Source organism: Pseudomonas sp. LS2P72 (genome assembly GCF_054897865.1).
The window spans coordinates 274271-299027 of sequence record NZ_CM142708.1 but is presented as its reverse complement, the minus strand read 5'-3'; the positions used below and the strand labels follow the sequence as shown (position 1 = coordinate 299027).

At 59.5% G+C, this 24757-nt stretch carries 24 protein-coding genes and 1 pseudogene; 10 read left to right on the top strand and 15 right to left on the bottom strand.

Translation table 11 applies throughout. The features are described 5' to 3' along the window. The first annotated feature begins 265 nt into the window (after positions 1 to 265). Positions 266 to 2221: a choline transporter BetT gene (betT, locus tag ACYZUA_RS01325; RefSeq protein ID WP_461964169.1), complete on the top strand. Its 1956-nt coding sequence runs from the start codon at positions 266 to 268 to the stop codon at positions 2219 to 2221. A gap of 27 nt (positions 2222 to 2248) precedes the next feature. Here the strand turns inward: betT and ACYZUA_RS01320 are convergent, their stop codons facing one another. Genes ACYZUA_RS01320 through ACYZUA_RS01305 form a run of 4 tightly spaced genes read right to left on the bottom strand, consistent with a single transcriptional unit; the run spans position 2249 to position 4768 of the window. Further along, on the bottom strand, positions 2249 to 2509 hold the full coding sequence (locus ACYZUA_RS01320) for a hypothetical protein (RefSeq protein WP_461961779.1): 261 nt from the start codon (positions 2507 to 2509) through the stop codon (positions 2249 to 2251). A 46-nt stretch (positions 2510 to 2555) separates the two neighbouring features. Further along, on the bottom strand, positions 2556 to 3446 hold the full coding sequence (locus ACYZUA_RS01315; protein WP_461961778.1) for an SDR family oxidoreductase: 891 nt from the start codon (positions 3444 to 3446) through the stop codon (positions 2556 to 2558). A 37-nt stretch (positions 3447 to 3483) separates the two neighbouring features. After that, a complete protein-coding gene (locus tag ACYZUA_RS01310) occupies positions 3484 to 3993 on the bottom strand; it encodes a DUF1097 domain-containing protein (protein WP_461961777.1) in 510 nt (169 codons plus the stop codon). Positions 3994 to 4027: 34 nt separating this feature from the next. Next, a complete protein-coding gene (locus ACYZUA_RS01305; protein ID WP_461961776.1) occupies positions 4028 to 4768 on the bottom strand; it encodes an SDR family oxidoreductase in 741 nt (246 codons plus the stop codon). A 136-nt stretch (positions 4769 to 4904) separates the two neighbouring features. Between ACYZUA_RS01305 and ACYZUA_RS01300 the strand changes: the two genes are divergently transcribed. The 4 genes from ACYZUA_RS01300 to mgrA all read left to right on the top strand — a co-directional run bounded on the left by ACYZUA_RS01300 (position 4905) and on the right by mgrA (position 7710). Further along, positions 4905 to 5795: a LysR family transcriptional regulator gene (locus ACYZUA_RS01300; protein ID WP_461961775.1), complete on the top strand. Its 891-nt coding sequence runs from the start codon at positions 4905 to 4907 to the stop codon at positions 5793 to 5795. A gap of 108 nt (positions 5796 to 5903) precedes the next feature. After that, entirely contained in the window at positions 5904 to 6086 is a 183-nt protein-coding gene (locus ACYZUA_RS01295) for a type II toxin-antitoxin system HicA family toxin (RefSeq protein WP_046045491.1), read from the top strand. Continuing rightward, complete coding sequence (locus tag ACYZUA_RS01290; RefSeq protein WP_461961774.1) at positions 6083 to 6547, top strand: type II toxin-antitoxin system HicB family antitoxin; 465 nt, start codon at positions 6083 to 6085, stop codon at positions 6545 to 6547. The genes ACYZUA_RS01295 and ACYZUA_RS01290 overlap by 4 nt, the downstream gene beginning before the upstream one ends. A 125-nt stretch (positions 6548 to 6672) precedes the next feature. Next, complete coding sequence (gene mgrA, locus ACYZUA_RS01285; RefSeq protein ID WP_461961773.1) at positions 6673 to 7710, top strand: L-glyceraldehyde 3-phosphate reductase; 1038 nt, start codon at positions 6673 to 6675, stop codon at positions 7708 to 7710. Between the two features lie 163 nt (positions 7711 to 7873). Here the strand turns inward: mgrA and tauD are convergent, their stop codons facing one another. The 7 genes from tauD to ACYZUA_RS01250 all read right to left on the bottom strand — a co-directional run bounded on the left by tauD (position 7874) and on the right by ACYZUA_RS01250 (position 16378). Continuing rightward, positions 7874 to 8716 carry a taurine dioxygenase gene (gene tauD, locus ACYZUA_RS01280; protein ID WP_461961772.1) on the bottom strand — a complete coding sequence of 281 codons (843 nt, stop codon included), beginning with the start codon at positions 8714 to 8716 and terminating at the stop codon, positions 7874 to 7876. 123 nt (positions 8717 to 8839) lie between these two features. After that, positions 8840 to 9673, bottom strand: coding sequence for a taurine ABC transporter permease TauC (gene tauC / locus ACYZUA_RS01275; RefSeq protein ID WP_461961771.1), 834 nt, complete (start codon positions 9671 to 9673; stop codon positions 8840 to 8842). Continuing rightward, positions 9670 to 10464: a taurine ABC transporter ATP-binding subunit gene (tauB, locus tag ACYZUA_RS01270; RefSeq protein ID WP_461961770.1), complete on the bottom strand. Its 795-nt coding sequence runs from the start codon at positions 10462 to 10464 to the stop codon at positions 9670 to 9672. The genes tauC and tauB overlap by 4 nt, the downstream gene beginning before the upstream one ends. A gap of 15 nt (positions 10465 to 10479) precedes the next feature. Further along, positions 10480 to 11457: a taurine ABC transporter substrate-binding protein gene (tauA, locus tag ACYZUA_RS01265; RefSeq protein ID WP_461961769.1), complete on the bottom strand. Its 978-nt coding sequence runs from the start codon at positions 11455 to 11457 to the stop codon at positions 10480 to 10482. Between the two features lie 353 nt (positions 11458 to 11810). Beyond that, entirely contained in the window at positions 11811 to 13394 is a 1584-nt protein-coding gene (gene gshA, locus ACYZUA_RS01260) for a glutamate--cysteine ligase (RefSeq protein ID WP_461961768.1), read from the bottom strand. A gap of 276 nt (positions 13395 to 13670) precedes the next feature. Then, complete coding sequence (locus ACYZUA_RS01255) at positions 13671 to 14054, bottom strand: PaaI family thioesterase (protein WP_461961767.1); 384 nt, start codon at positions 14052 to 14054, stop codon at positions 13671 to 13673. Further along, a complete protein-coding gene (locus ACYZUA_RS01250) occupies positions 14054 to 16378 on the bottom strand; it encodes a Tex family protein (RefSeq protein ID WP_461961766.1) in 2325 nt (774 codons plus the stop codon). The genes ACYZUA_RS01255 and ACYZUA_RS01250 overlap by 1 nt, the downstream gene beginning before the upstream one ends. Before the next feature lie 361 nt (positions 16379 to 16739). On the opposite strand from ACYZUA_RS01250, the gene ompR reads away from it, so the two are divergent. Then, positions 16740 to 17480 carry an osmolarity response regulator transcription factor OmpR gene (gene ompR / locus ACYZUA_RS01245; protein ID WP_008149284.1) on the top strand — a complete coding sequence of 247 codons (741 nt, stop codon included), beginning with the start codon at positions 16740 to 16742 and terminating at the stop codon, positions 17478 to 17480. Positions 17481 to 17595: 115 nt separating this feature from the next. Further along, on the top strand, positions 17596 to 18909 hold the full coding sequence (locus ACYZUA_RS01240) for an ATP-binding protein (RefSeq protein WP_461961765.1): 1314 nt from the start codon (positions 17596 to 17598) through the stop codon (positions 18907 to 18909). Between the two features lie 148 nt (positions 18910 to 19057). On the opposite strand, the gene rimK is transcribed toward ACYZUA_RS01240, so the two are convergent. From rimK to rimA, 3 genes are read right to left on the bottom strand one after another with little or no spacing between them, the layout of a single operon-like run. Then, the gene (gene rimK, locus ACYZUA_RS01235) at positions 19058 to 19963 is read right to left on the bottom strand and encodes a 30S ribosomal protein S6--L-glutamate ligase (RefSeq protein ID WP_283182504.1); all 906 of its coding nucleotides are present in this window, start codon (positions 19961 to 19963) and stop codon (positions 19058 to 19060) included. Then, the gene (gene rimB, locus ACYZUA_RS01230; protein WP_461961764.1) at positions 19960 to 20439 is read right to left on the bottom strand and encodes a retropepsin-like aspartic endopeptidase RimB; all 480 of its coding nucleotides are present in this window, start codon (positions 20437 to 20439) and stop codon (positions 19960 to 19962) included. Before rimB ends, rimK begins: the two co-directional genes overlap by 4 nt. Before the next feature lie 16 nt (positions 20440 to 20455). Then, complete coding sequence (gene rimA, locus ACYZUA_RS01225) at positions 20456 to 21235, bottom strand: S6 modification regulatory phosphodiesterase RimA (RefSeq protein ID WP_461961763.1); 780 nt, start codon at positions 21233 to 21235, stop codon at positions 20456 to 20458. 116 nt (positions 21236 to 21351) lie between these two features. Between rimA and ACYZUA_RS01220 the strand changes: the two genes are divergently transcribed. Then, positions 21352 to 21759 carry an RNA-binding S4 domain-containing protein gene (locus tag ACYZUA_RS01220; RefSeq protein WP_129439414.1) on the top strand — a complete coding sequence of 136 codons (408 nt, stop codon included), beginning with the start codon at positions 21352 to 21354 and terminating at the stop codon, positions 21757 to 21759. Positions 21760 to 21772: 13 nt separating this feature from the next. On the opposite strand, the pseudogene ACYZUA_RS01215 reads toward ACYZUA_RS01220, so the two are convergent. Next, positions 21773 to 21937, bottom strand: a pseudogene (locus ACYZUA_RS01215) (phosphatase PAP2 family protein); the annotation flags it as partial. 103 nt (positions 21938 to 22040) lie between these two features. Between ACYZUA_RS01215 and hslO the strand changes: the two are divergent. Then, positions 22041 to 22943: an Hsp33 family molecular chaperone HslO gene (gene hslO / locus ACYZUA_RS01210; RefSeq protein ID WP_140680456.1), complete on the top strand. Its 903-nt coding sequence runs from the start codon at positions 22041 to 22043 to the stop codon at positions 22941 to 22943. A 182-nt stretch (positions 22944 to 23125) separates the two neighbouring features. Beyond that, positions 23126 to 24667, top strand: a complete 1542-nt coding sequence (locus tag ACYZUA_RS01205) for a phosphoenolpyruvate carboxykinase (protein WP_461961762.1) — start codon at positions 23126 to 23128, stop codon at positions 24665 to 24667. Positions 24668 to 24757 lie beyond the last annotated feature (90 nt).

Here is a 24757-nt window from a genome sequence, read left to right as displayed (position 1 = left end):
TTTCTCACTGAATAAATCCCCCAAACCCCACGTCATACCCATCCTTGAGCTAGCGTACGAACTGTACCGCCGAGCCTTGCGATTAGTCCTTAGCACCCTATTCATGTTTAACTTGAACGCTCATTCAAGTTAAACCGCCGGTTTGCTGCCCGCTCACAACAGGAGGCTTGCCTTTGCCGAGTCCGTTATTGATTACCCTGTTCCACTCCCTTGAGGTGCATCTTTCATGAGTGCATCGCCCACCCCCGCCAGCGGTCAGGTCCGCATGAATCCGCCGGTATTTTACTTCTCGGCGACGTTCATTTTGCTGTTCGGCATCATTGTCATCGTCATGCCTGAACAGGCCGGCGCCTGGCTTCTGGAAGCGCAAAACTGGGCGGCCAACACGGTCGGCTGGTACTACATGCTCGCGATGACCCTGTATCTGGTCTTCGTGGTGGTCACCGCCTTGTCCGGCTACGGCAAGATCAAGCTCGGTGCCGACCACGACGAACCCGAATTCAGTTATCTGTCCTGGGCCGGCATGTTGTTCGCCGCCGGGATCAGCATCACGCTGTTTTTCTTTTGCGTGTCCGAACCGCTGACCCATTTGGCGCAACCGCCGCAAGGCGAAGCGGGCACGGCGGATGCGGCGCGTCAGGCGATGCAGATTCTGTTTCTGCACTGGGGCTTGCACGGTTGGGGCGTATTCGCGTTTGTCGGTATGGCGCTGGCCTACTTCGCTTATCGACATAACCTGCCGCTGGCCCTGCGTTCGGCGCTCTATCCGCTGATCGGCAAACGCATCAACGGCCCGATCGGTTACGCGGTGGACGGCTTCGGCATCATCGCCACGGTGTTCGGCCTCGGTGCCGACATGGGCTTTGGCGTGTTGCACCTCAACTCGGGTCTGGACTACCTGTTCGGCATCGCTCACACCCAGTGGATTCAGGTCGGCCTGATCACGCTGATGATGGGCGCGGCGATCATCGTTGCGGTGTCTGGCGTCGATAAAGGCGTGCGGGTGATGTCCGACATCAACATGCTGCTGGCCTGCGCGCTGCTGCTGTTTGTATTGTTCGCCGGCCCGACTCAGCACCTGCTCAACACCCTGATCCAGAACATCGGCGACTACCTCGGCGCCTTGCCGATGAAGAGTTTCGACCTCTACGCCTATGACAAACCCAGCGACTGGCTGGGCGGTTGGACGGTGTTCTATTGGGCGTGGTGGATTGCATGGTCGCCGTTCGTGGGCCTGTTCATCGCACGGATTTCCCGTGGCCGGACCATCCGCGAATTCGTCTTCGGCGTGCTGCTGATCCCGCTCGGTTTCACCCTGGCGTGGATGTCGATCTTCGGCAACAGCGCCATCGATCAAGTCCTCAACCATGGCATGAGCGCGCTCGGTATGTCGGCCATCGATAACCCATCGATGACCCTTTACCTGCTGCTGGAAACCTATCCCTGGAGCAAAACCGTCATCGCGGTCACGGTGTTCATCAGCTTCGTGTTCTTCGTGACGTCTGCCGATTCCGGCACCGTGGTGCTGTCGACACTGTCCGCCAAGGGCGGCAATCCCGACGAAGACGGGCCGAAATGGCTGCGGGTGTTCTGGGGCGCGATGACCGCGTTGGTGACCAGTGCGCTGCTGTTCTCCGGCAGCATCGATGCGCTGAAGTCAGCGGTGGTGCTGACCTCGTTGCCGTTCTCGATGATCTTGCTGCTGATGATGTGGGGGCTCCACAAGGCGTTCTACCTGGAGTCGCAGAAGCAGATCGCGCAACTGCATTCGCTGGCACCGGTATCCGGATCGCGGCGTGGCGGCTGGCGTCAGCGCCTGAGTCAGGCCGTGCATTTCCCGTCACGGGATGAGGTCTATCGCTTCCTCGATACGACGGTGCGCCCGGCGATTGAAGAAGTCTCGGCGGTGTTCGTCGAGAAGGGCTTGAACGTGGTCACTCAGCCGGACCCGACCAACGACAACGTCAGCCTGGAAATCGGTCACGGCGAGGAGCATCCGTTCATCTATCAGGTGCAGATGCGCGGCTACTTCACGCCGTCCTTCGCCCGTGGCGGCATGGGTTCCAAGGAACTCAACAACCGTCGTTATTACCGGGCCGAAGTGCATTTGAGCGAGGGCAGTCAGGATTACGATCTGGTGGGTTACACCAAGGAGCAGATCATCAACGACATCCTTGATCAGTACGAGCGGCACCTGCAGTTCTTGCATTTGGTGCGTTGATCGAGAACTGGTGGCGCCGGGCCCTTTTCAGGTCTCGGCGCTCAACACCATGAACAGCACCATCGCCGCCACCGGCACGCCGAATACGGCGCTGCCGACCACCAGTTCCGTGCTCAGGGGCTGGCCTGCGTTAACCATGCCGACTGCACCGTTGATCAACGTCAGCGCGAACCACAGCACGACAAAGCTATAGGCCAGGGTCTGGCGGCTGAAACCGATTTTCTCGCCGATGAACAGCATCAGCGCGAGAAGGACGAGGCCGAAGGTGATGATGATTGTGGTGTGCATGGTGTATTCCTTTAGATGTGTGTTGCCTGTAAAGCCGCCGAAGGAGTCACTGCGGTGTCAGTTCGAGCAAGTCCTCAATACCAATGCGCTTTGCAAAGTCGATCCGAACCCGCTCCGAAACCTCCAGCACCTCAACCGCGCCATCCCCGACGAAATCGATCACCGACCGCGCCGGCCGTGATCCCTGCGGCAAGCCGACGATCCGCACAATGTCATCCGCCACCGCTTGCGGGTCGGCATCCTCCGGGGTCAACGCGCTCAGTCGCTCGCCGACCTTATCCATCACCCCGTCATATCGAGCATAGGCGTCACTGCGCGCTACGTCCGCCGGTTTGCCTGCACTCGGAAAATGATCGGTGCCGCGAGTGAACGCGCCAGGCACCACAATCGAGGTTTCGATACCGAACCGCGTCAACTCGTAGGACATGCTCACTGCCAGGGAATCCATCGCCGCTTTCGCCGCCGCGTAAGGCCCCATGAACGGTGGAAAACCGCCCTTGGTCGTGGTGCTGCTGATCCACAACACCAGCCCCGAGCTCTGGGCCCGCATCTGCGGCAACACCGCACGGCTGACCCGTTGGACGCCATAGAAATTGGTGTCGAACACTTTCATGATTTCTTCGGCGGTGAAGGCCTCCGTCGGGCCGATCACCAGGTGCCCGGCGTTCTGCATCACCGCGTCCAGGCGTCCTTGTTCGGCCACGATGGTCGCGACCGCTGTGTTTGCCGAATCTTGCGACAACACGTCCAGCTCCAGCGGATGCAATTCAACCCTCTGCTCTTTGGCCCAGAGGCGGATGCCCTCCGCCCGTGCGGCGTTGCGACCGTTCACGTCACGCATGCTCGCGTAAACGATGTGCCCGGCCTGGGCGAGGGCTTCTGCGGCGAGTTTTCCGATGCCGGTGCCGGCGCCGGTGATGAGAATGACTGATCTCATAGCATTAACCTCTTGAGTAATTTGATAACTTTCGGCTTCAGGCACGACGAGGAAGGCGTTGTTGCGCGGCGTGGGACAACCAGCCTGCGAGGGAGCCGAGGCCGCCCGCACTGCCAAGTTCAACGAAGCTTTCCAGCGACGGTTCCAGATGCGCAGCGAAGTAAGCGATCAGGCCGAGGAAGTAGGCGACGATGTTGTTCATCACCCTCAAGGCTCGAAGCGACACCACAACCATCGCCACCACAAACACCACGACGGGTAAGGCGAACATTCCGAGGCTGGGTGTCAGTGCGCCGATGCTCAGCGCCGCGCCGATACCGAAGGCTATGCCCATCAGCACGCAACCGAGGTTGACCAGGCCATCGCGCAAGGTCAGGCCGCGGCTGAAGAACGCAACCCATCCTACAAACATCGCCCAGACCGGCAGGGTCAGCATCACACTGGAGCCTGCGGCCAATGCGGCGGTGGCAGCCGCCACTGCGGTAAACAGCGTGAACATAAGTTTCGATTGCCCGGTGCGGGTCGAGGTGTTTGCTGGCTGGTTCATGATCATCACTCCTATCAATGTTGGGTGGGGCTGCTCAAACGAGGCCGCCGTTGACGCGCAGGATCTGGCCGTTGACCCAGGCCGAATCAGGGCCCACCAGGAAAGACACGACACGGGAGATGTCTTCCGGCTGAGCCAGCCGTTCCAGCGGAGGCATCTTGGCGAAGGCCTGGATTTGCTCCTCGCTCTTGCCGTGCAAAAACAGCTCAGTCGCCACTGGACCAGGCGCGACCGCGTTTACGGTGATGTTGCGACCGCGCATCTCCTTGGCGAACACCTGGGTCAGGGATTCCACTGCCGCTTTGCTGGCGATGTACACCGCGTAGCCCGGCAGGTTCATGCCGACGGTGCTGCTGGAGAAGTTGATGATCCGCCCGCCAGCGTTCAGGCGAGTGGCGGCTTCACGCAGGGTGTTGAACGTGCCGCGAGCGTGGATATTGAAGTTCTGGTCGAACAGCTCATCCGTGTGTTGCGCCAGCGGCAGGACTTTGAGGATGCCAGCGTTGTTCACCAGCACATCGACCTTGCCCAGCTGTGTTTCGGTCTCGTCGAACATCCGGCGTACGTCGTCGGCGTTCGCTACATCCGCCTTGATCGCTATGGCCTGGTGGCCGGCCTGACGCAATTCGACCACCAGCTTTGAAGCTTCGGTGGCACTGCTGGCGTAGTTGATGGCGACGGCGAAACCTTGTTTGGCCAGTTGTTTGGCGATCACCGCGCCGATGCCGCGGGAGGCGCCGGTCACGATGGCAACTTTCGAAGTTTGAGTAGTCATGGCGGTGATTCCTTGTAAGTCGTGAGTTGTTTGCTCGGTGTGAAGCCAGATTCACATGTTTACTCAGGCTGATAAATGCACGAGAGTTGCCTTGACTGTTCAATAATTGCCAACAATCTACCGCCAGGAGACCCGCGTGGATCAAGTCAAAGCGATGAAGGTTTTCGTGCGGATCTACGAGCGCAGCAGCTTCACGCTGGCTGCCGACGACCTGAACCTGCCGCGGGCGACGCTGACCCACACGCTGAACCAATTCGAAGCCTGGCTCGGTACGCGTTTACTGGAGCGAAGCACTCGCAAAGTGCGGCCTACGCTGGACGGCGAGGCGTACTACCTGCGATGCGTGCAGCTGCTGGCGGAACTGGAAGAAGCCGAACTGGCATTCCGTGGCGTCGCACCGAAGGGCCGGTTGCGCGTGGATTTGCATGGCACGTTGGCCAAACACTTTGTGATCCCGGCGTTGCCGCAGTTCATGGCGCGCTATCCGGATATCGAACTGTCCATCAGCGAGGCCGACCGCTTTGTCGACCTGATCGCTGAAGGCGTCGACTGCGTGCTGCGTGCCGGCACCTTGGGCGACTCCGCGTTGATCGGCCGCCGCGTCGCCAACCTGCGCCAAATCACCTGCGCCAGTCCCGCGTATCTGCGTAAATATGGCGAACCGAAAAGCCTCGACGACCTGAATCATCATCGTGCCGTGAACTACGTCTCGCGCACGACTGCCAAGTTATTTCCCTTCGAATTCATGGTGGATGGCGAACTGAAGGAAGTGACTATCGATGGCGCGCTTTCAGTGTTCGGCGCGGAAATTTATGCGGCATCGGCGATTGCCGGGTTCGGCCTGATCCAGTGCCCACATTACCGAATGGAAACGCAGATTTCCCAGGGCTTGGTGCAGGAAGTCCTGATCGACACGCCACCGCCACCAATGCCGGTTTCGGTGTTGTATCCGCACAACCGACACATGTCGCCACGGGTTCGGGTGTTTGTGGATTGGCTGGGGGAAGTGTTTGCGGGGGCACAGTAGCCGCTGGTCTCGATAGGCTATTATTTATCAGAGTGTGTATGGTGTGTATTGACATGAAGCTTCGTCGCGTAGTGTGCGCAGCAGGTGCTGCCCACAAGGACGAAGGTGATGCGAAGTCGGGAAATGATCAGGATGATCGAGGAGGATGGTTGGTATCTGGTGGCCGTGAAAGGCAGCCATCATCAATACAAGCATCCATGCAAGCCAGGGAGGGTGACGATAAAGCACCCGGATTCGGATCTTCCAAAAGGAACGATCAACAGCATATTGAAACAGGCGGGATTGAAATGAGCCCCGACACCGGATACGAAAGCCCCGAGCGGGCCACATCACAGGAAGGACTTACCGAAATGAAATTCCCGGTCGTTCTGCACAAGGATGCCGACTCAGAATACGGAGTAATTATCCCGGACGTGCCGGGTTGTTTCTCCGCAGGCGGTACTGTGGCGCAGGCATTTGAAAACGTGAAGGAAGCGCTGTCGTTGCACTACGAAGGCTTGGTGGCCGATGGCGATCCGCTGCCGCAGGTGCATGAGATCGACGCTCATCTTGATAACCCTGATTACGCGGGCGGCGTGTGGGGGGTGGTTGAATTCGATATCACGCCTTACTTCGGAAAGTCGGTGCGCTTCAATGCCACGTTGCCTGAGCAGTTGCTTGAGCGTATCGATCAAACAGTCAGGCGGGATCAGCGGTACAGCTCACGGTCTGGCTTTTTGGCTGCCGCCGCCCTGCGTGAGTTGTCGACGTAAATGTTGATATGTGAAACGTTTCAGCATTTTCTCGAGTCCGAGGTTTATCGGCGTTTGTCTGGGCGTATGCTGGGCAACTTGCGAAGCAGTCGATACCAACTTCAAGACAGACAAGAGAGGATTCGATGACCTACACCGCTGCCGAAAACCGCTACGACTCCATCCCTTACCGCCGCGTGGGTCGCAGCGGTCTGGTGCTGCCGGCGCTGTCGCTGGGGCTGTGGCACAACTTCGGCGACAGCACGCCGATCGACACCCAGCGCGCGTTGCTGCGTACCGCGTTTGATCTCGGCATCAATCATTTCGACCTGGCCAACAACTACGGCCCGCCGTATGGCAGCGCCGAGATCAACTTCGGTCGTTTATTGCGCGAAGACTTCAAGCAGTATCGCGATGAGCTGATTATCTCGAGCAAGGCCGGTTGGGACATGTGGGCCGGGCCTTATGGTCAGGGTGGCGGATCGCGCAAATACGTGCTGGCCAGCCTCGATCAGAGTCTGCAGCGCCTGGGCCTGGATTACGTGGACATCTTCTATTCCCACCGCTTCGACCCAGACACGCCGCTGGAAGAAACCGCCAGCGCACTGGCTACCGCGGTGCAACAGGGCAAGGCGTTGTACATCGGCATCTCCTCGTACTCGGGGGTTAAAACCCGTGAAATGGCCGCGCTGCTGAAAGAGTGGAAAGTCCCGTTGCTGATTCACCAACCGGCTTACAACCTGCTCAATCGATGGGTGGAAAAAGACCTGCTGGATACCACGGACGAACTCGGTACGGGTGTGATTGCGTTCACGCCGCTGGCTCAGGGGTTGTTGACTGACAAATATCTGAATGGCGTGCCGGCGGACGCGCGGGTCAATCGTCCAGGGGGTGGTTCGTTGCAGGCGGCGCACCTGTCCGAAGCCAACATCGCTCATGTGCGTGCGCTGAATGAGATCGCCAAGCGTCGCGGCCAGAGCCTGGCACAGCTGGCATTGGCGTGGACTTTGCGCGATCCGCGCGTGACGTCGGCGCTGATCGGTGCGAGCCGGCCAGAGCAGATTATCGAGAACGTCGGGGCTTTGAAGAATTTGAGCTTTAGTGCCGAAGAGCTGGCGGAAATTGACCGGTTTGCCCAAGAGGGCGGGGTCAATCTCTGGGAGAAGCCTTCGACGGCTGAATAAGTGTTCGGCGCCGGATATTCTGGCGTCCGTTCTGGCCCCATCGCGAGCAGGCTCACTCCCACAGTGGACCTGCGTGACCACAAATTCTGTGGTCAACCGATAACCCTGTGGGAGCGAGCCTGCTCGCGATGGGGCCATCAAAATCAATCAAAAATCCCGAGGTTTACCGAAAAAACGGCACATCCCCCAACACCGTCGCCCGCTGCATCACCCTCCGTGCCGGCCGGTAATCATCCACGGCGTAATGCTGTGTCACGCGGTTATCCCAAAACGCCACGTCGTCCTTTTGCCAACGCCAGCGAATGGTAAATTCCGGCCGCGTGGCGTGGGCAAACAGAAACTTCAGAATTACCTCACTTTCGGTTTCCGACAGTTCATTGATCTTCGACGTGAAGCCTTCATTGACGAACAACGACCGGCGTCCGCTCACCGGATGAGTGCGAATCACTGGGTGTGACAGCGGCGGGTTTTTCCTGCGCGCTTCTTCCCACTGGGCCAAGGCTTGCGGCGTGTTGCCATAGCGCTCCAGCGGGAACGAACGAGTGAAATCGTGGGTGGCGGTCAGCCCTTCGAGCAAGGTTTTCATCGGCGCCGAAAGCGCTTCATACGCCGCGATACCGCTGGCCCACAGCGTGTCGCCACCAAACTCCGGCAACAACTTGGCGCTGAGCACCGCGCCCATGGCTGGCGTCGGCAGGAAGGTTACGTCGGTGTGCCAAATCGCGTTGTCGCGCACGTCGGTGACGGCGGTGTCGAGGATCAGCACTTCGGGTTGTTCCGGCACATTCGGGTAGATCGGGTGAATGTGCAGGTCGCCGAAATTGGCGGCGAAACGTGCCTGCTGTTGCGGTGTGATCGGCTGGTCGCGGAAGAACAACACTTGATGTTTGAGCAGCGCCTGCTCGATGGCGTCGCGCTGTTCCAGGTTCAGTGGCTGGCTGATGTCAACGCCGCTGATGTGTGCGCCGAGGGCCGAGCTTAGGGGGACGATTGTCAGGTTACTCATGGTGTTCTCTTCAATCCGGGGCGCCGAGCTTTTTGTGGGATAGCGGAGTTTCAGGCGACATGGCTGTGGCTGATACACCGCCATCGCGAGCAGGCTCGCTCCCACATTAAGATCCAAAAATAATTAGTGAGCCTGGCCATGCCACGGCACCAGTTTGCGTTGCAGGGCGCGCAAGCCCATTTCCATCGCGAAGGCGATCAATGCGATCACCAAAATCCCCAGCACCACCACATCGGTGACCAGGAACTGCGCGGCCGACTGCACCATGAAACCCAAACCACTGGTGGCGGCGATCAATTCGGCGGCAACCAGCGTCGACCAACCCACACCCAGGCCAATTCGCACACCGGTCAAAATGTCCGGCAACGCGCTTGGCAGAATCACATGACGAATCAACTGCGCCCGGGTCGCGCCCAAGGACTGCGCCGCGCGCAATTTGGCCGGGTCGACGGTACGCACGCCGGTCGCGGTAGCGATGGCGATCGGGGCAAAGATCGCGAGGTAGATCAGCAAGACTTTCGACAGCTCACCGATGCCGCACCAGATCACGATCAACGGCAGATAAGCCAGCGGTGGAATAGGGCGGTAGAACTCGATCAGCGGATCGAGAATGCCGCGAGCGATACGGTTGTGGCCGATGGCGATGCCGACCGGCACAGCGGTCAAAACAGCGAAGCCCAGGCCCAGACCGATTCGGTTGAGGCTCGCGCCCAAGTGCTGCCACAAGGTCGAATCCATGTAGCCGGTGGTCACCAGCAGCCAGCCTTTTTGCAGCACCGCGGACGGTGGCGGCAGGAATAGCGGTTCGATCATTCCAGTGGCAGTGACGGCCCACCAGATAGCAACGAGAGCGACCAGCGTCAGTACGCTGATCCAGCGCGTGTTCAAACTGCGACGTAGCCCAGTTACCGTCGAACTCGACTTCACCGTCGCGGCGGGAATCTCATAGGTGCTCATGCGTGCTCCTGCCGCTGGACGGCGCTGCGTTGGGAGAACACTTTGGCGAGCACGTGTTCGCGGGTTTCGATAAAGCGCGGGTCGGATTTGATCGATCGAGCCGACTCCCCGGCGGCGTAACGCTGACCGAAATCCAGGCTCAGGCGCTCAACGATTTGCCCAGGGTTCGGCGCCAGCAGAATCAGGTCTGTGGCGAGAAACACCGCTTCTTCGATGTCGTGAGTAATCAGAAATACCGGTTTTGCGGTGCGCTGCCAGACTTGCAGCAGCAACTCCTGCATCTGTTCGCGGGTGAAGGCGTCAAGGGCGCCGAAGGGTTCGTCCATCAGCAAAACCCGAGGATTAGCAGCGAGGGCGCGGGCCAGACCGACACGTTGTTTCTGACCGCCCGAGAGTTGCCAGATTCGGCGACTTTCGAAGCCAGAAAGGTCCACCAAAGCGAGCATTTCCCGGGCGCGCAGTTCACGTTTTTCCCGCGCAATGCCGGCCAGTTCCAGACCGAAGCCAACGTTGGCCAGCACGTCCTGCCAAGGCAGCAGGGCGTCGTCCTGGAACACCACGCCGCGTTCGGCGCTCGGGCCTTTGACCGGCACGCCATCGAGGGTGATGCGCCCGGCGCTGGGCTCGACGAAACCGGCAATCAGGTTCAACAGCGAGGTCTTGCCACTGCCGGACGGGCCGAGGGCGACCAGCAATTGCTGGGGCCCAAGGCTCAGAGAAATTTCCGCCAGTACCGGTTCGGCGGCGCCGGGGTACTGTGCGCTGATGCGCTCCAGCTGAAGCAAAGCCATTGCGGTTAACTCCGATCAGTTGGTGATGTATTTGGCGCTGACGTAGGGAGCGTAGTCCGGCAGCACGGCCTCGACCTTGCCTTGTTCTTTCAGGAACGCGGCGGTGTCGGTGATGGCCTTGGTGGTCGGCGCGCCGAGGGTGATCACCTGGTCAGCCGCCAGCGGGAAGACGTTGCCTTGCAGCAGCAATGGAATGTCGCTGGCCTTGGCGCCGGAGAGTTTCACCAGCTTGTCGACATTGGATTGGTTGGCGAGCCAGGCTTTCGGGTCTTTGCGGTAATCGGCGTAGGCATCGAGGGTCACTTTGGCGAACGCGGTGACGATTTCCGGGTGCTTCTCGGCGAAGTCTTTACGCACGATCCACGCATCAAAGGTCGGCGCGCCGAACTTGGCCAGCTCACCGGAGGTGATCAGCACTTTGCCGTTTTCCTTGGCCACGCCGAGGGCTGGGTCCCACACGTAAGTGGCGTCGATGTCACCGCGCTTCCACGCGGCAATGATGGCTGGCGGGGCAAGGTTGAGCACGGTGACTTTCGACGGGTCGATGTTCCAGTGCTTCAACGCCGCCAGCAGGCTGTAGTGGCCAGTGGAAACGAACGGCACGGCGATTTTCTTGCCGATCAGGTCCTGCGGAGTTTTGATCCCGGAACCGTCGCGAGCCACCAGGGCTTCGGCGGCGCCGATCTGCGTGGCGATGAGGAACGTTTCTACCGGGACTTTGCGAGTGATGGCCGCCGTCAGGGGGCTGGAACCGAGGTAACCGATCTGCACGTCGCCGGAAGCGATGGCGGCGATGATGTCGGCGCCGTTGTCGAATTTGCGCCAGTCAATCTTGGCGTTGGTGGCTTTTTCGTACGCGCCATCGGCCTGGGCGACTTTCGCCGGATCTACGGTGGTCTGGTAGGCGACGGTGACGTCAGCCGCCTGGGCAAAGAAACTTATCGCAGCCAGAGACGCGGCCGCCAGGAGGCGAAGGGGGGAAATCAGTTTCATTGAGAAGCTCCTTGTCAGGCGACCGAGAGTCGGCGTGAAAAGGAGACTAAATGATATAAGAATCCGAAAATAAATAACTTTTTCGAATGAGCTTATGAGCGGAAAATTCTAAGGGACGGGTGAGAGGGTAGTAGATTTTGCGATTGTGTGCAGTCAGGTGGATCGACCCCTCACCCCAGCCCTCTCCCCATGGGGGAGAGGGGAAAGGGGGCCGATCTCCATCGTTTTCAAATCCTGAGTTCGACTCGATTTTTCAGGTCGATGTAGCTCCAAGAAAACCTCGGTCAGTCCCCTCTACCCCCTGGGGCGGTCCGACGCTTCGGGAGGGTTAGGGTGAGGGGTGGACCTTGAGCCTAGTTACTGATCGCCAGAATACTCGCCTGATACGACCCGACAAACACATCGAAATCGCCGACTTCGTTCTGCTCCAGCTCCACTTGCTCAGCCAGCGACGAACGCGCCCGCTCTTCAAATTTCGCCTGATTTTCGCTTGATAGCGGTTCGCTACGGAAAAACTCCGCATGTGCCTGGCTCTGACGCAGGGAGAACTGAGCAAAGCTCTCCTTGTGCTCAGCCATCGCCGCCAGCACTTGGGCCGATGGCGTCAGCGATGGATCCTTGACCTTGGCCAGTTGCGCATCCAATGCCTTGCTATGCGCATCGCCGCCATGGCTCTGATCCAGCATCGCCGCCAGGGGTGCAATCATCTCCAGCAACTCGCTGGCCCATTCTTTCAGGTCCACCGGATGACCGTCGCGTTGCAGTTGCAGGCCCGGACGGCGACCTTCCTTGACCACGCTGAGGAAGTTCGAGGTCGCGTTGCCGCACGAGGTGTTGGTCAGCAGCGGGCTGTCGTTCAGCGCGCAATACAGCAGGAATGCGTCGAGGAACCGCGATTCCGGCAGATCGATGCCCATCGGCAGGAACGGATTGATGTCCAGGCAGCGCACTTCAACGTACTGAATGCCGCGAGCCACCAGCGCCTGGATTGGCCGTTCGCCGGTGTAGGTCACGCGTTTCGGGCGGATGTTGGAGTAGTACTCGTTTTCGATCTGCAGGATGTTGGTGTTGAGCTGAACCCACTCACCGTCCTGATGCGTGCCGATTTCGACGTACGGCGCGTAAGGCGTTGCGACCGCTTTGCGCAGGCTGTCGGTGTAGCTGGCCAGATCGTTGTAGCACGGGGTCAGACCGGCCTGGGCGTTGCTTTGGTAACCCAGGTCACTCATGCGCAGGCTGGTGGCGTACGGCAGATACAAAGTGTCCGGGTCCAGTTGTTCCAACTGATGCGAACGGCCGCGCAGGAAACCGGCGTCCAGCGCAGGTGAAGCACCGAACAGGTACATCAGCAGCCAGCTGTAGCGACGGAAGTTACGGATCAGAGCGATGTAGGCCGACGATTGATAGTCGCGGTCGGTGCCGACAAAGCCTTCAGCCTCTTTAAGCAGCGGCCAGAGCTTTTCCGGCAGGGAAAAGTTGTAGTGGATTCCGGCGATGCACTGCATGGTCTTGCCGTAGCGCAGGGCCAGGCCCTTGCGGTAGACGTACTTGAGCTGACCGATGTTGGAGGTGCCGTAATAGGCAATCGGGATGTCTTCCTCGGCCGGCAACGGGCACGGCATCGATGGACTCCACAGGTACTCGTTGCCGAGCTTGCTGTAGGCAAAACGGTGAATCTTGTCCAGGCTCGCCAGCGTATCCGCCGGGTCGGGCAGGGCGGGCGTGATGAACTCCAGCAGCGACTCGGAATAGTCGGTGGTGATTTGTTCGTTGGTCAGCGCGGAACCCAATTCTTCCGGGTGCGGCGTTTGCGCCAGGCGACCTTCGCCAGTCACGCGCAGGCATTCACGTTCGATGCCGTGAAGGCACTGTTCGAGCAGAGAGAGGTTAGCGCGCTCGCCGAGCAGAGCCAGGCGGCGGTTGAGAAGTTCGCTCAAGTTGGATTCCTTCACGCGTCAGTCGCCCCAATATGGGGGTGGGCAAGACGGTCTACAAGGGTGAAGTTGAAACTGGCGTTGTCGCCTGGTTTTTGAGCAGCACAGACCTCATGCCAGTCGGTAAGAACTGCGCAATCCCTGTGGGAGCGAGACCGGCTTGCCGGCGATGGCGGTGTGTCAGACGACGCATACGTTGACTGACACTCCCTCATCGCGAGCAGGCTCGCTCCCACAGGTTTCGTTGCGCTGAAATTAACTCAAAATGATGGCATTCATCTACAGGACAGCGAACGTGCCTTGTGCTTTTGCGACGAGTTTGTCGCCTTGCATCACGTCAGCTTCGACCACCAGCGTGCGCCGGCCCGGGTGGATCACCCGCGCCGTGCACATCACTTCACCGTCGGCGACGGCGCGAATGTAGTTGATCTTGCATTCGATGGTCGCACTCTGCTGGTCGAAGCCGTGGGTGCTGGAACAGGCCAGCCCCATGGCAATGTCCACCAGACTGAACAAGGCCCCGCCGTGCAGCTTGCCGCCGCGATTGCGCAGTTCTGGTGCAAGCCCGAGGGCGACTTGTGCCACCCCGGTCTCCAGATTGTGCAAGCGACACCCCAGCAACTTGAAAAAAGCGCTTTCGGTCAGCCCGGCCGGGATGTCCATCAGCGTTTCTTCAACTGCTTGGCGTTGGCGAACAGCGAAGCCATGGCGTTGTTGGCCGGGGCCGCCGCCGTGGTTTCTTTACGCGGCGCGGTGTTCTGGGACTGGCGTGGCGCCGAACCCGGACGTGCGCCACGGGCACCATCAATTTTCTCGCCCGGTGTGTCGCTCATGCGCATCGACAGGCCCACGCGTTTGCGCGGGATGTCGACTTCCATGACCTTCACTTTCACCACGTCACCGGCCTTCACCGCTTCACGCGGATCCTTGATGAACTTCTCCGAAAGCGCAGAGATATGCACCAAACCGTCCTGATGCACGCCGATGTCGACGAACGCACCGAAGTTGGTCACGTTGGTCACCACACCTTCGAGGATCATCCCTAGCTGCAAGTCCTTGAGGTCTTCGACGCCTTCCTGGAACTCGGCGGTCTTGAACTCGGGGCGTGGATCGCGGCCAGGTTTTTCCAGCTCTTGCAGGATGTCGGTAACCGTTGGCAGACCGAAGGTTTCGTCGGTGTACTTTTTCGGATCAAGACGCTTGAGGAAGCTGGCGTCGCCGATCAGCGAGCGAATGTCGCGGTCGGTCTCAGCAGCGATGCGCTGGACCAGCGGATAGGCTTCCGGGTGAACCGCAGACGAATCCAGCGGGTTGTCGCCGTTCATGACGCGCAGGAAGCCCGCGGCCTGTTCGAAGGTTTTCTCGCCCAGACGAGCGACTTTCTTCAACGCCGCACGGGTTTTGAACGCGCCGTGTTCGTCGCGGTGGCTGACGATGTTCTGCGCCAGGGTCGCGTTGAGGCCGGAGATGCGGGCCAGCAGCGCCACGGAGGCGGTGTTCACGTCGACGCCCACGGCGTTCACGCAGTCTTCGACCACAGCGTCCAGGCCGCGCGCCAGTTTCAGCTGCGACACGTCGTGCTGGTACTGGCCGACGCCGATGGATTTCGGATCGATCTTCACCAGTTCGGCCAGTGGATCCTGCAGGCGACGGGCAATCGACACCGCGCCACGGATCGACACGTCGAGGTCCGGGAATTCTTTCGAAGCCAATTCCGACGCCGAGTAAACCGATGCGCCGGCCTCGGAGACCATGACTTTGGTCATCTTCATGGCTGGGTATTTTTTGATCAGTTCAGCGGCCAGCTTGTCGGTTTCGCGGCTGGCGGTGCCGTTGCCGATGGCGATCAGGTCCACTGCATGCTTGGCGCACAGGGCAGCCAGAATCGCGATGGTCTGGTCCCATTTGTTGTGCGGCACGTGCGGGTAAACCGTGGCGTGATCCAACAGCTTGCCGGTGGAATCGACCACGGCCACCTTGCAACCGGTGCGCAGGCCCGGGTCGAGGCCCAATGTGGCACGCGGACCAGCCGGCGCCGACAGCAGCAAGTCGTGCAGGTTATGCGCGAACACGTTGATCGCTTCGGTTTCTGCGCCGTCGCGCAGTTCGCCCAGCAGGTCGGTTTCGAGGTGGGTGTAGAGCTTGACCTTCCAGGTCCAGCGCACCACTTCGCCCAGCCACTTGTCGGCGGCGCGGTTCTGGTTCTGGATGCCGAATTGCTGGCCGATCATGCCTTCGCACGGGTGCATGGCGCCCGGCAGTTCGTCGCCGACTTTCAGTGCCGAACTCAGAATGCCTTCGTTGCGGCCACGGAAAATCGCCAGCGCGCGGTGCGACGGCATGCTTTTCAGCGGTTCATCGTGTTCGAAGTAGTCGCGGAACTTGGAGCCTTCCTCTTCTTTGCCAGCGATGACGCGGGCGCTGAGGGTGGCTTCCTGCTTGAGGTAGCTGCGCAGCTTGTCCAGCAGGCCGGCGTCTTCGGCGAAGCGTTCCATCAGGATGTATTTGGCGCCTTCAAGGGCTGCCTTCACATCGGCGACGCCTTTTTCGGCATCGATGAAGCGCGCGGCTTCAGCGTCTGGCGTCAGGGTCGGGTCGTTGAACAGGCCGTCGGCCAGCGCCCCGAGGCCGGCTTCCAGGGCGATCTGGCCCTTGGTGCGGCGCTTTTGCTTGTACGGCAGGTACAAGTCTTCGAGGCGGGTTTTGGTGTCGGCGAGCTTGATGTCGCGTTCAAGTTGCGGGGTCAGCTTGCCTTGTTCCTGGATGCTGGCAAGGATGCTGATACGCCGTTCGTCGAGTTCTCGCAGGTAGCGCAGACGCTCTTCCAGATGACGCAACTGGATGTCATCGAGGCTGCCGGTCACTTCTTTCCGGTAGCGGGCGATGAAGGGAACGGTAGAGCCTTCATCGAGTAGCGCGACGGCCGCTTCGACCTGTTGTGGGCGTACACCGAGTTCCTCGGCGATGCGGCTGTTGATGCTGTCCATAAAACCACCTGACAAATTGTGAAAGCAGGCTCGCAGGCGCAGAGATAAGGGCTCGGCGAGTCTGGTTGAGCGGCCTGGCCTGCGCCGCTACCTGGATCAACAGGTATCCCGTTGACCCGTGAAATCGAACAATTACTGCCGGCGCCATGAAAATAAAAAACGGCCACCTACAGTAATGATCAGACGTTGCCTGACACAAAAGGCCGCGCATTATAACCAGCGTTCTGTCATTCGGGGGCATCACAGGCTGTAGGCATAAAGGCCGGATTTCTGGCGATCGAGGAAAAATCTGCTAACAATGCACACGGTGCGTATAACGGCAGCTACGCCATAATGCGCGCCGAGATCAAAGGAGCATCTAATGAGCAGCACTGCAAACATTGCTGAAGGCGAAAAAATTCTTATTGTTGACGACGATCCAGGGCTGAGCAGCCTGCTGGAACGGTTTTTCGTCAGCAAGGGCTACCGCGCCCGCGCCGTACCGAACACGGAACAAATGGATCGCCTGCTGGCGCGTGAAGTGTTCAACCTGGTCGTCCTCGACTTGATGCTGCCCGGCGAAGACGGCTTGACCGCTTGCCGCCGCCTGCGCACCGCGAACAACCAGATCCCGATCATCATGCTGACCGCCAAGGGCGATGAGCTGAGCCGCATCAAGGGCCTCGAACTGGGCGCCGACGATTACCTGGCCAAGCCGTTCAACCCGGACGAGCTGATGGCGCGTGTCAAAGCAGTCCTGCGTCGTCAGTCGGCCCCAGTGCCGGGCGCACCGGGCAGCGAAGACGAAAGCGTGACCTTCGGTGACTACGAACTGTCCCTGGCCACTCGCGAACTCAAGCGCGGCGACGAAGTGCACATGCTCACCACCGGTGAGTTTGCGGTGCTCAAGGCGTTGGTCATGAACGCCCGTCAGCCACTGACTCGCGACAAGCTGATGAACCTGGCCCGTGGTCGTGAATGGGATGCCCTGGAGCGTTCCATCGACGTGCAGATTTCCCGTCTGCGCCGGATGATCGAGCCCGATCCGTCCAAGCCGCGTTACATCCAGACAGTCTGGGGCGTGGGTTACGTGTTCGTTCCGGATGGCGCCGCCACCAAGTGATCGGTGATTTGTAGGAGCGGGTCTTGCGGGCAACGGGTCAGATGACCTTGCTCGCAGACTCGCGATCCGCAATATGCGAGCATCGCTCGCTCCTGCAAGTGTGTAGCGGTTATCCATGAAAACCCCCGTTTGGTTCCCCCAGAGTTTCTTCTCCCGCACCCTATGGCTGGTGCTGATCGTCGTGCTGTTCTCCAAGGCGCTGACCCTGGTTTATCTGTTGATGAACGAAGACGTGCTGGTGGACCGCCAATACAGCCACGGCGTCGCCCTGACGCTACGTGCTTATTGGGCGGCCGATGAAGAAAACCGCACGAAGATTGCCGATGCCGCGACCCTGATCCGGGTAGTGGGCGCTGGTGTGCCGGAAGGTGAGCAACACTGGCCTTACAGCGAGATCTATCAGCGGCAGATGCAATCGGAGCTGGGTGCCGACACCGAAGTCCGATTACGCATGCACTCGCCGCCAGCCCTGTGGGTTCGGGCGCCAAGCCTGGGTGATGGCTGGCTGAAAGTGCCGCTTTACCCGCATCCGTTGCGCGGCCAGAAAATCTGGAACGTGCTCGGCTGGTTCCTCGCTATCGGTCTGCTGTCCACCGCCTCGGCGTGGATCTTCGTCAGCCAGCTCAATCAGCCATTGAAACGTCTGGTCTATGCCGCGAGGCAACTCGGCCAGGGTCGCAGTGTGCGCCTGCCGATCAGCGACACGCCGAGTGAAATGACCGAGGTCTATCGTGCCTTCAACCAGATGGCCGAAGACGTCGAACAGGCCGGCCGCGAGCGCGAATTGATGCTGGCCGGGGTGTCCCACGACTTGCGCACGCCGCTGACCCGTTTGCGGTTGTCTCTGGAACTGATGGGCGACCACAGTGACCTGACGGACGACATGGTGCGCGACATCGAAGACATGGACGCGATTCTCGACCAGTTCCTGGCGTTCATACGCGATGGTCGTGACGAGTCGGTGGAAGAGGTGGACCTGAGCGATCTGGTGCGCGAAGTCGCGGCGCCGTACAACCAGAATGAAGAAAAAGTGCGCCTGCGTCTGGAGCCGATTCAGCCGTTTCCGTTGCGTCGGGTGTCGATGAAGCGGCTGCTGAACAACCTGATTGGCAACGCCTTGCATCACGCCGGCAGCGGTGTCGAAGTGGCGGCCTATGTGTCCGGCGATACCAGCGCGCCGTATGTGGTGCTGAGTGTCATGGACCGTGGGGCGGGGATCGATCCGTCTGAGCTGGAGGCGATTTTCAACCCGTTTACTCGGGGTGATCGAGCCCGGGGCGGAAAGGGGACCGGGTTGGGCTTGGCGATCGTGAAGCGAATTGCTTCGATGCATGGCGGGAATGTTGAGTTGCGTAACCGTTCTGGTGGCGGGCTGGAAGCGCGGGTGCGGTTGCCGTTGGGGCTTATGTTACCTCGGGATGCGGTTTAACAGCTGACATCTTGGGTTGGGGCTAAGGGCCTCATCGCGAGCAGGCTCGCTCCCACATTTAGACCGAGTTGCTGAATAAGTACGCGGTCAACTGTGGGAGCGAGCCTGCTCGCGAAGGCGGCCTCGTGGCCGCCCATAAAAGTCTGGATTAGCCCTTGCCTTTGGTGCGCGTCATATTCGGCCCACCATTCTTCTCAAGGTGCTCAATGATGATCCCCGCCACGTCCTTGCTGGTGGTGGTTTCAATCCCTTCAAGCCCCGGCGACGAATTCACTTCCATCACCAACGGCCCGTGATTGGAGCGCAGGATATCCACACCTGCCACCGCCAACCCCATGACCTTCGCCGCGCGCAACGCCGTCATGCGTTCTTCCGGTGTGATCTTGATCAGGCTGGCACTGCCACCGCGATGCAGGTTGGAGCGAAACTCCCCAGGCTTGGCCTGGCGTTTCATCGCCGCGATCACCTTGTCGCCCACCACGAAGCAGCGAATGTCCGCCCCGCCGGCTTCCTTGATGTATTCCTGAACCATGATGTTCTGCTTCAGGCCCATGAACGCCTCGATCACCGACTCCGCCGCCGTCGCTGTTTCACACAGCACCACGCCGATGCCCTGAGTGCCTTCCAGCACCTTGATCACCAGCGGCGCACCGTTGACCATCTCGATCAAGTCGGGAATGTCATCCGGGGAGTGCGCAAAACCGGTGACCGGCAAACCGATTCCCCGGCGTGACAGCAATTGCAGGGACCGCAGTTTGTCCCGCGAGCGGGCGATGGCCACGGATTCGTTGAGAGGAAAAACCCCCATCATTTCGAACTGACGCAACACCGCGCAGCCATAAAACGTCACCGACGCGCCGATCCGCGGGATCACCGCATCGAAACCCTCCAGCGGCTTACCGCGGTAGTGGATCTGCGGCTTGTGGCTGGCGATGTTCATGTAGGCGCGCAGGGTATCGATCACCACCATTTCATGGCCACGCTCGGTACCGGCTTCGACCAGACGACGGGTGGAATACAGACGCGGGTTCCGCGACAGCACAGCGATCTTCATGCAACACCTGTGGAGAAGGTAGATACCGGGAACACCGGCTTGTCTTGTACGTATTTAATGCCTGGATTGACCACCAACTGGCCATCGATCAAGGCTTTGGAACCGAGTAACAGGCGATAACGCATGGACTTGCGGCAGGCGAGAGTGAACTCGACCCGCCAGACCCGATCACCGAGGGCCAGGGTGGTGCTGACCACGTAACGCTTCTGCGCGTGGCCGTTGGAGCTTTTAATGGTTTTCATCGTCACCAGCAGTGCTTCGCAGCGCCGGTGTCGCAGTTGCACCACGGTTCCCAAGTGAGCAGTAAAGCGCACCCACTGTTCCCCGTCGCGCTCGAACGGTTCGATATCGGTGGCATGCAGGCTGGAGGTGCTGGCGCCGGTGTCGATTTTTGCGCGCAAGCCCGCAACTCCCAAATCCGGGAGCGCCACCCACTCGCGCAGACCGACAACGGTCAAATGGTCAAATGTCTTCAATAGGAAAAACCGGCGATTAACGCGTCCAGGCCCCAGGTGTCACCTGGGCCAACGCTTTGAATGCAGGTTTGGCGAACCAGTAACCCTGCATCAGAAAAATTCCACAGTCCGCCAGGAAATCCCGTTCTCCAGCGCTTTCAATGCCTTCGGCGATGACTGTAACGTTCAACTCCGCACACATTGTGACAACCCCTCGAACGATAGCCTGACGGGCACGATCACGGTCGACATCGCGGATCAGTGCCATGTCGAGTTTGATCAGGTCCGGTTGGAAATCAGCCAGCAGATTGAGCCCCGAGTAGCCCGCGCCGAAATCGTCGATGGCGGTCTTGAAGCCGAATTCGCGGTATTCACGCAGAATATTGGTCAAATGGCGATAGTTATCTACGTGCTGACTTTCCAAAGTTTCGAAAATCAGATGGTCAATCGGGAAGTTGTGTTTTTTCGCTGCTTCCAGCGTGCTGCGAATACACAGTTCCGGGCGGTACACGGCGTTGGGCATGAAGTTGATCGACAGGAGTGTCTGCATCCCTAGATTCGCCGCCCCTTCAATGGCTCGCGTCCGGCAGAGCTGGTCGAAACGGTAGCGGTTGTCCTCGGTGATCTGGTTGAGCACCGACAGCGCACCTTCACCGGCCAGGCCGCGTACCAACGCTTCGTTGGCAAAAATCGACTGGTCTCGCAAATCAACGATCGGTTGGTAGGCGAAGGCAAAATCGAAGCCCAGTGGCTCGCTTTGCTGACAACCCTGACATCCGCCCTGAGGCGAGGTCAATGATGACGGAAATGTAGTCACTCGATCACTCCATGCCGGTGATCCGGCCAAGTTCGCATTCTAGCTGGAGGTCCGAGTTATTGCGCCCGACAGAAACGGTAGTACAGTTCCGATTATTGGCTGAAAGAGGAATTCAAGTGGCACAAAAACAGGAAGAGGACGACAAGGTCCGTCTCGATAAGTGGTTGTGGGCCGCGCGTTTTTATAAAACACGCGCCTTGGCCAAGGCGGCGATTGAAAGCGGCAAGGTGCATTGCCGGGGCGAGCGTTGCAAACCGGGCAAGGAGCCGAGGATCGGCGACGAGTTTCAGATTCGCGCAGGGTTCGAGGAACGCACGGTGGTGGTTCAGGCGCTGTCGATCGTACGCCGTGGCGCGCCAGAGGCTCAGGCGCTCTACGCCGAAACCGACGCCAGCATCGCCAAACGCGAGGCGGCTGCGGCCATGCGTAAGGCCGGTTCGCTGGGTGTGAGCACCGATGGCAAACCGAGCAAGAAGCAGCGACGGGATTTGTTCAAGTTTCGTGGAAGCAGTAACGACGAGTAGTCAGTTGCCTAACCGCCAGCAGCGCGTTGGATGGATGAAAGCGCCACTCGTCGAAAACCACACACAGCCTCTGATCTGTAGGCCATAACCAAAAGGCCAGCAGTACCAGAGGCAAAAAATTGCATAAAGCCAACCTGCGGAGGTTCCACCTTGCTTGGAACAAACCCGGATTGTTCATAAAATGCCGCTCACGGCTGAACATCGCGCACCCAAAGGGTGCCGCAGAGGCGCAATCCTCACTGTTTGAAATCATTTTGTCATTACTTCAGATACCCAGACCTATGACCGATTTACCGGATACCGACTACACCCAACGCTTCATCTTCGATGACAGCGACACCCGCGGCGAGCTGGTTGCGTTGGAGCGTAGCTACGCCGAAGTCCTCGCTAAACACCCGTACCCGGAGCCGGTTGCACAACTGCTCGGCGAACTGATGGCGGCGGCATCGTTGTTGGTCGGCACTTTGAAGTTCGATGGCTTGCTGATTCTCCAGGCCCGTTCCGAAGGTCCGATCCCGCTGCTGATGATCGAGTGCTCCAGCGAGCGCGAAATCCGTGGTCTGGCTCGATACGAAGCCGACCAGATCGCACCGGATGCGACCCTCGCCGACCTGATGCCCAACGGCGTATTGGCGCTGACCGTCGACCCGACCCAGGGCCAGCGTTACCAGGGCATCGTCGACCTCGATGGCGAAACCCTGTCGGAGTGCTTCACTAATTACTTCGTGATGTCCCAACAAGTCGGTACGCGTTTCTGGTTGTACGCCGATGGCCGTCGCGCCCGTGGCCTGTTGTTGCAGCAACTGCCTGCTGATCGATTGAAAGACGAAGAAGAACGCGCCGCCAGCTGGCAGCACATCACCGCGCTGGGCAGCACCCTGACCGCCGATGAATTGCTGAGCCTGGACAACGAAACGGTCCTCCATCGTCTCTACCACGAAGAGCAGGTTCGCCTGTTCGATGTGCAGAAGTTGCGGTTCCGTTGCAGCTGCTCGCGCGAACGTTCTGCCAATGCGCTGGTCAGTTTGGGTCTGGAAGATGCCCAGTCGCTCGTGATCGAACACGGCGGCAATATTGAAATTGACTGTCAGTTTTGCAACGAGCGTTACCTGTTCGACGCCGCCGATATCGCTCAATTGTTCGCTGGTGCGGGTGTCGATACGCCGTCAGATACCCGTCACTAAAACGGTTCAGCGCAGGTAAATTCACTGGTTAGTGCCGGAATAACGCCGTTACGACGGGAGGGCCCTACTATTTTTGGGCTTTTCTGGCATAATCCGGCCCACTTTTTGTCGCGGTAGTAGTGCACGACTTTCTACTACAAAACGTTTGGAGCACACTCGGCCACTGGCCGACGGGGAATCTCATGACGCAAGCCAATAACGCCGTGTACACCGATCTGAGTGTTGATGATCTGGTAAAAGAAGCTCTGAGTCGCGGTGAAGGCGAGCTTGCCGATACCGGCGCGCTGGTAGTTCGCACCGGTCACCGCACCGGCCGCTCGCCAGTCGATCGTTTCATCGTTGACGAGCCGTCCACTTCGGCTTCCATCGCCTGGGGCCCGATCAACCGCAAGTTCCCGGCCGACAAGTTCGATGCCCTGTGGGACCGCGTTGAAGCGTTCAACAACGCGCAAGAACATTTCGTTTCCCACGTGCATGTAGGTGCGGCTGAAGACCACTACCTGGCCGTGAAGATGACCACCCAGACTGCCTGGCAGAACCTGTTCGGCCGTTGCCTGTTCATCAACCCGGAAAAGTACAACCCGGCTGGCCGTGATGAGTGGCAAGTGCTCAACGTTGCCAACTTCGAATGCGTGCCAGAGCGTGACGGCACCAACTCCGACGGTTGCGTGATCCTCAACTTCGCTCAGAAGAAAGTACTGATCGCCGGCATGCGTTACGCCGGTGAAATGAAAAAAGCCATGTTCTCGGTGCAGAACTTCCTGCTGCCGGCTGCCGACGTACTGCCAATGCACTGCGCCGCCAACATCGGCGAAGCGGGCGACGTGACCCTGTTCTTCGGTCTGTCCGGCACCGGCAAAACCACCCTGTCCGCCGATGAAAGCCGTTACCTGATCGGTGACGACGAGCACGGCTGGGGTGAAGGCGTTGTCTTCAACATCGAAGGCGGCTGCTACGCCAAGTGCATCGACCTGTCCGAGAAGAACGAGCCGGTCATCTGGAAAGCCATCAAGCACGGCGCAGTCCTGGAAAACGTCGTTATCGATGACGCCAAGCACGCCGATTACGCTGATGTCAGCCTGACCCAGAACAGCCGTGCCGCCTACCCGCTGGAGCACGTTGCCAAGCGTTCCGAGAAAAACCTCGGAGGCGAGCCAAACGCTGTGATCTTCCTGACCTGCGACCTGACCGGCGTACTGCCGCCAGTGTCGATCCTCAGCGAAGAACAAGCGGCCTACCACTTCCTGTCCGGCTACACCGCACTGGTGGGCTCGACCGAAATGGGTTCCGGCAGCGGCATCAAGTCGACCTTCTCCACCTGCTTCGGCGCACCGTTCTTCCCGCGTCCGGCCGGCGAATACGCAGAACTGCTGATCAAGCGCATCCGCGGTTTCGGCTCCAAGGTCTACCTGGTCAACACCGGCTGGACCGGCGGCGGCTACGGCGTCGGCAAACGCTTCAACATCCCGACCACTCGCGGCGTGATCGCAGCGATCCAGAGCGGCGCGTTGATCGGTGCTGAAACCGAACACCTCGACACCATCAACCTCGACGTGCCACTGGCCGTACCGGGCGTTGAGACTGGCCTGTTGAACCCACGTAACACCTGGGCTGACAAGGCTGCTTACGATGAAGCCGCTAAAGCACTGGCTGGGTTGTTTGTTGAGAACTTCAAGAAGTTTGAAGTGAGCGACGCGATCAAGGCTGCTGGGCCTAAGTTGTAAGATTTGGTTTGATGTAATGAGAAAGCCGCCTCTAGGGGCGGCTTTTTTGTGGGTGCGCCAGGCATGGCGCGTTGCGCGTAAGCGCAACCA

Excerpts from the sequence above, each read along its gene's own strand:
- betT (WP_461964169.1), top strand. The coding sequence starts at position 266 with ATGAATCCGCCGGTATTTTACTTCTCGGCGACGTTCATTTTGCTGTTC.
- ACYZUA_RS01320 (WP_461961779.1), bottom strand. The coding sequence starts at position 2,509 with ATGCACACCACAATCATCATCACCTTCGGCCTCGTCCTTCTCGCGCTG.
- ACYZUA_RS01315 (WP_461961778.1), bottom strand. The coding sequence starts at position 3,446 with ATGAGATCAGTCATTCTCATCACCGGCGCCGGCACCGGCATCGGAAAA.
- ACYZUA_RS01310 (WP_461961777.1), bottom strand. The coding sequence starts at position 3,993 with ATGAACCAGCCAGCAAACACCTCGACCCGCACCGGGCAATCGAAACTT.
- ACYZUA_RS01305 (WP_461961776.1), bottom strand. The coding sequence starts at position 4,768 with ATGACTACTCAAACTTCGAAAGTTGCCATCGTGACCGGCGCCTCCCGC.
- ACYZUA_RS01295 (WP_046045491.1), top strand. The coding sequence starts at position 5,904 with ATGCGAAGTCGGGAAATGATCAGGATGATCGAGGAGGATGGTTGGTAT.
- ACYZUA_RS01290 (WP_461961774.1), top strand. The coding sequence starts at position 6,083 with ATGAGCCCCGACACCGGATACGAAAGCCCCGAGCGGGCCACATCACAG.
- mgrA (WP_461961773.1), top strand. The coding sequence starts at position 6,673 with ATGACCTACACCGCTGCCGAAAACCGCTACGACTCCATCCCTTACCGC.
- tauD (WP_461961772.1), bottom strand. The coding sequence starts at position 8,716 with ATGAGTAACCTGACAATCGTCCCCCTAAGCTCGGCCCTCGGCGCACAC.
- tauC (WP_461961771.1), bottom strand. The coding sequence starts at position 9,673 with ATGAGCACCTATGAGATTCCCGCCGCGACGGTGAAGTCGAGTTCGACG.
- tauB (WP_461961770.1), bottom strand. The coding sequence starts at position 10,464 with ATGGCTTTGCTTCAGCTGGAGCGCATCAGCGCACAGTACCCCGGCGCC.
- tauA (WP_461961769.1), bottom strand. The coding sequence starts at position 11,457 with ATGAAACTGATTTCCCCCCTTCGCCTCCTGGCGGCCGCGTCTCTGGCT.
- ACYZUA_RS01255 (WP_461961767.1), bottom strand. The coding sequence starts at position 14,054 with ATGGACATCCCGGCCGGGCTGACCGAAAGCGCTTTTTTCAAGTTGCTG.
- ACYZUA_RS01250 (WP_461961766.1), bottom strand. The coding sequence starts at position 16,378 with ATGGACAGCATCAACAGCCGCATCGCCGAGGAACTCGGTGTACGCCCA.
- ompR (WP_008149284.1), top strand. The coding sequence starts at position 16,740 with ATGAGCAGCACTGCAAACATTGCTGAAGGCGAAAAAATTCTTATTGTT.
- ACYZUA_RS01240 (WP_461961765.1), top strand. The coding sequence starts at position 17,596 with ATGAAAACCCCCGTTTGGTTCCCCCAGAGTTTCTTCTCCCGCACCCTA.
- rimK (WP_283182504.1), bottom strand. The coding sequence starts at position 19,963 with ATGAAGATCGCTGTGCTGTCGCGGAACCCGCGTCTGTATTCCACCCGT.
- hslO (WP_140680456.1), top strand. The coding sequence starts at position 22,041 with ATGACCGATTTACCGGATACCGACTACACCCAACGCTTCATCTTCGAT.
- ACYZUA_RS01205 (WP_461961762.1), top strand. The coding sequence starts at position 23,126 with ATGACGCAAGCCAATAACGCCGTGTACACCGATCTGAGTGTTGATGAT.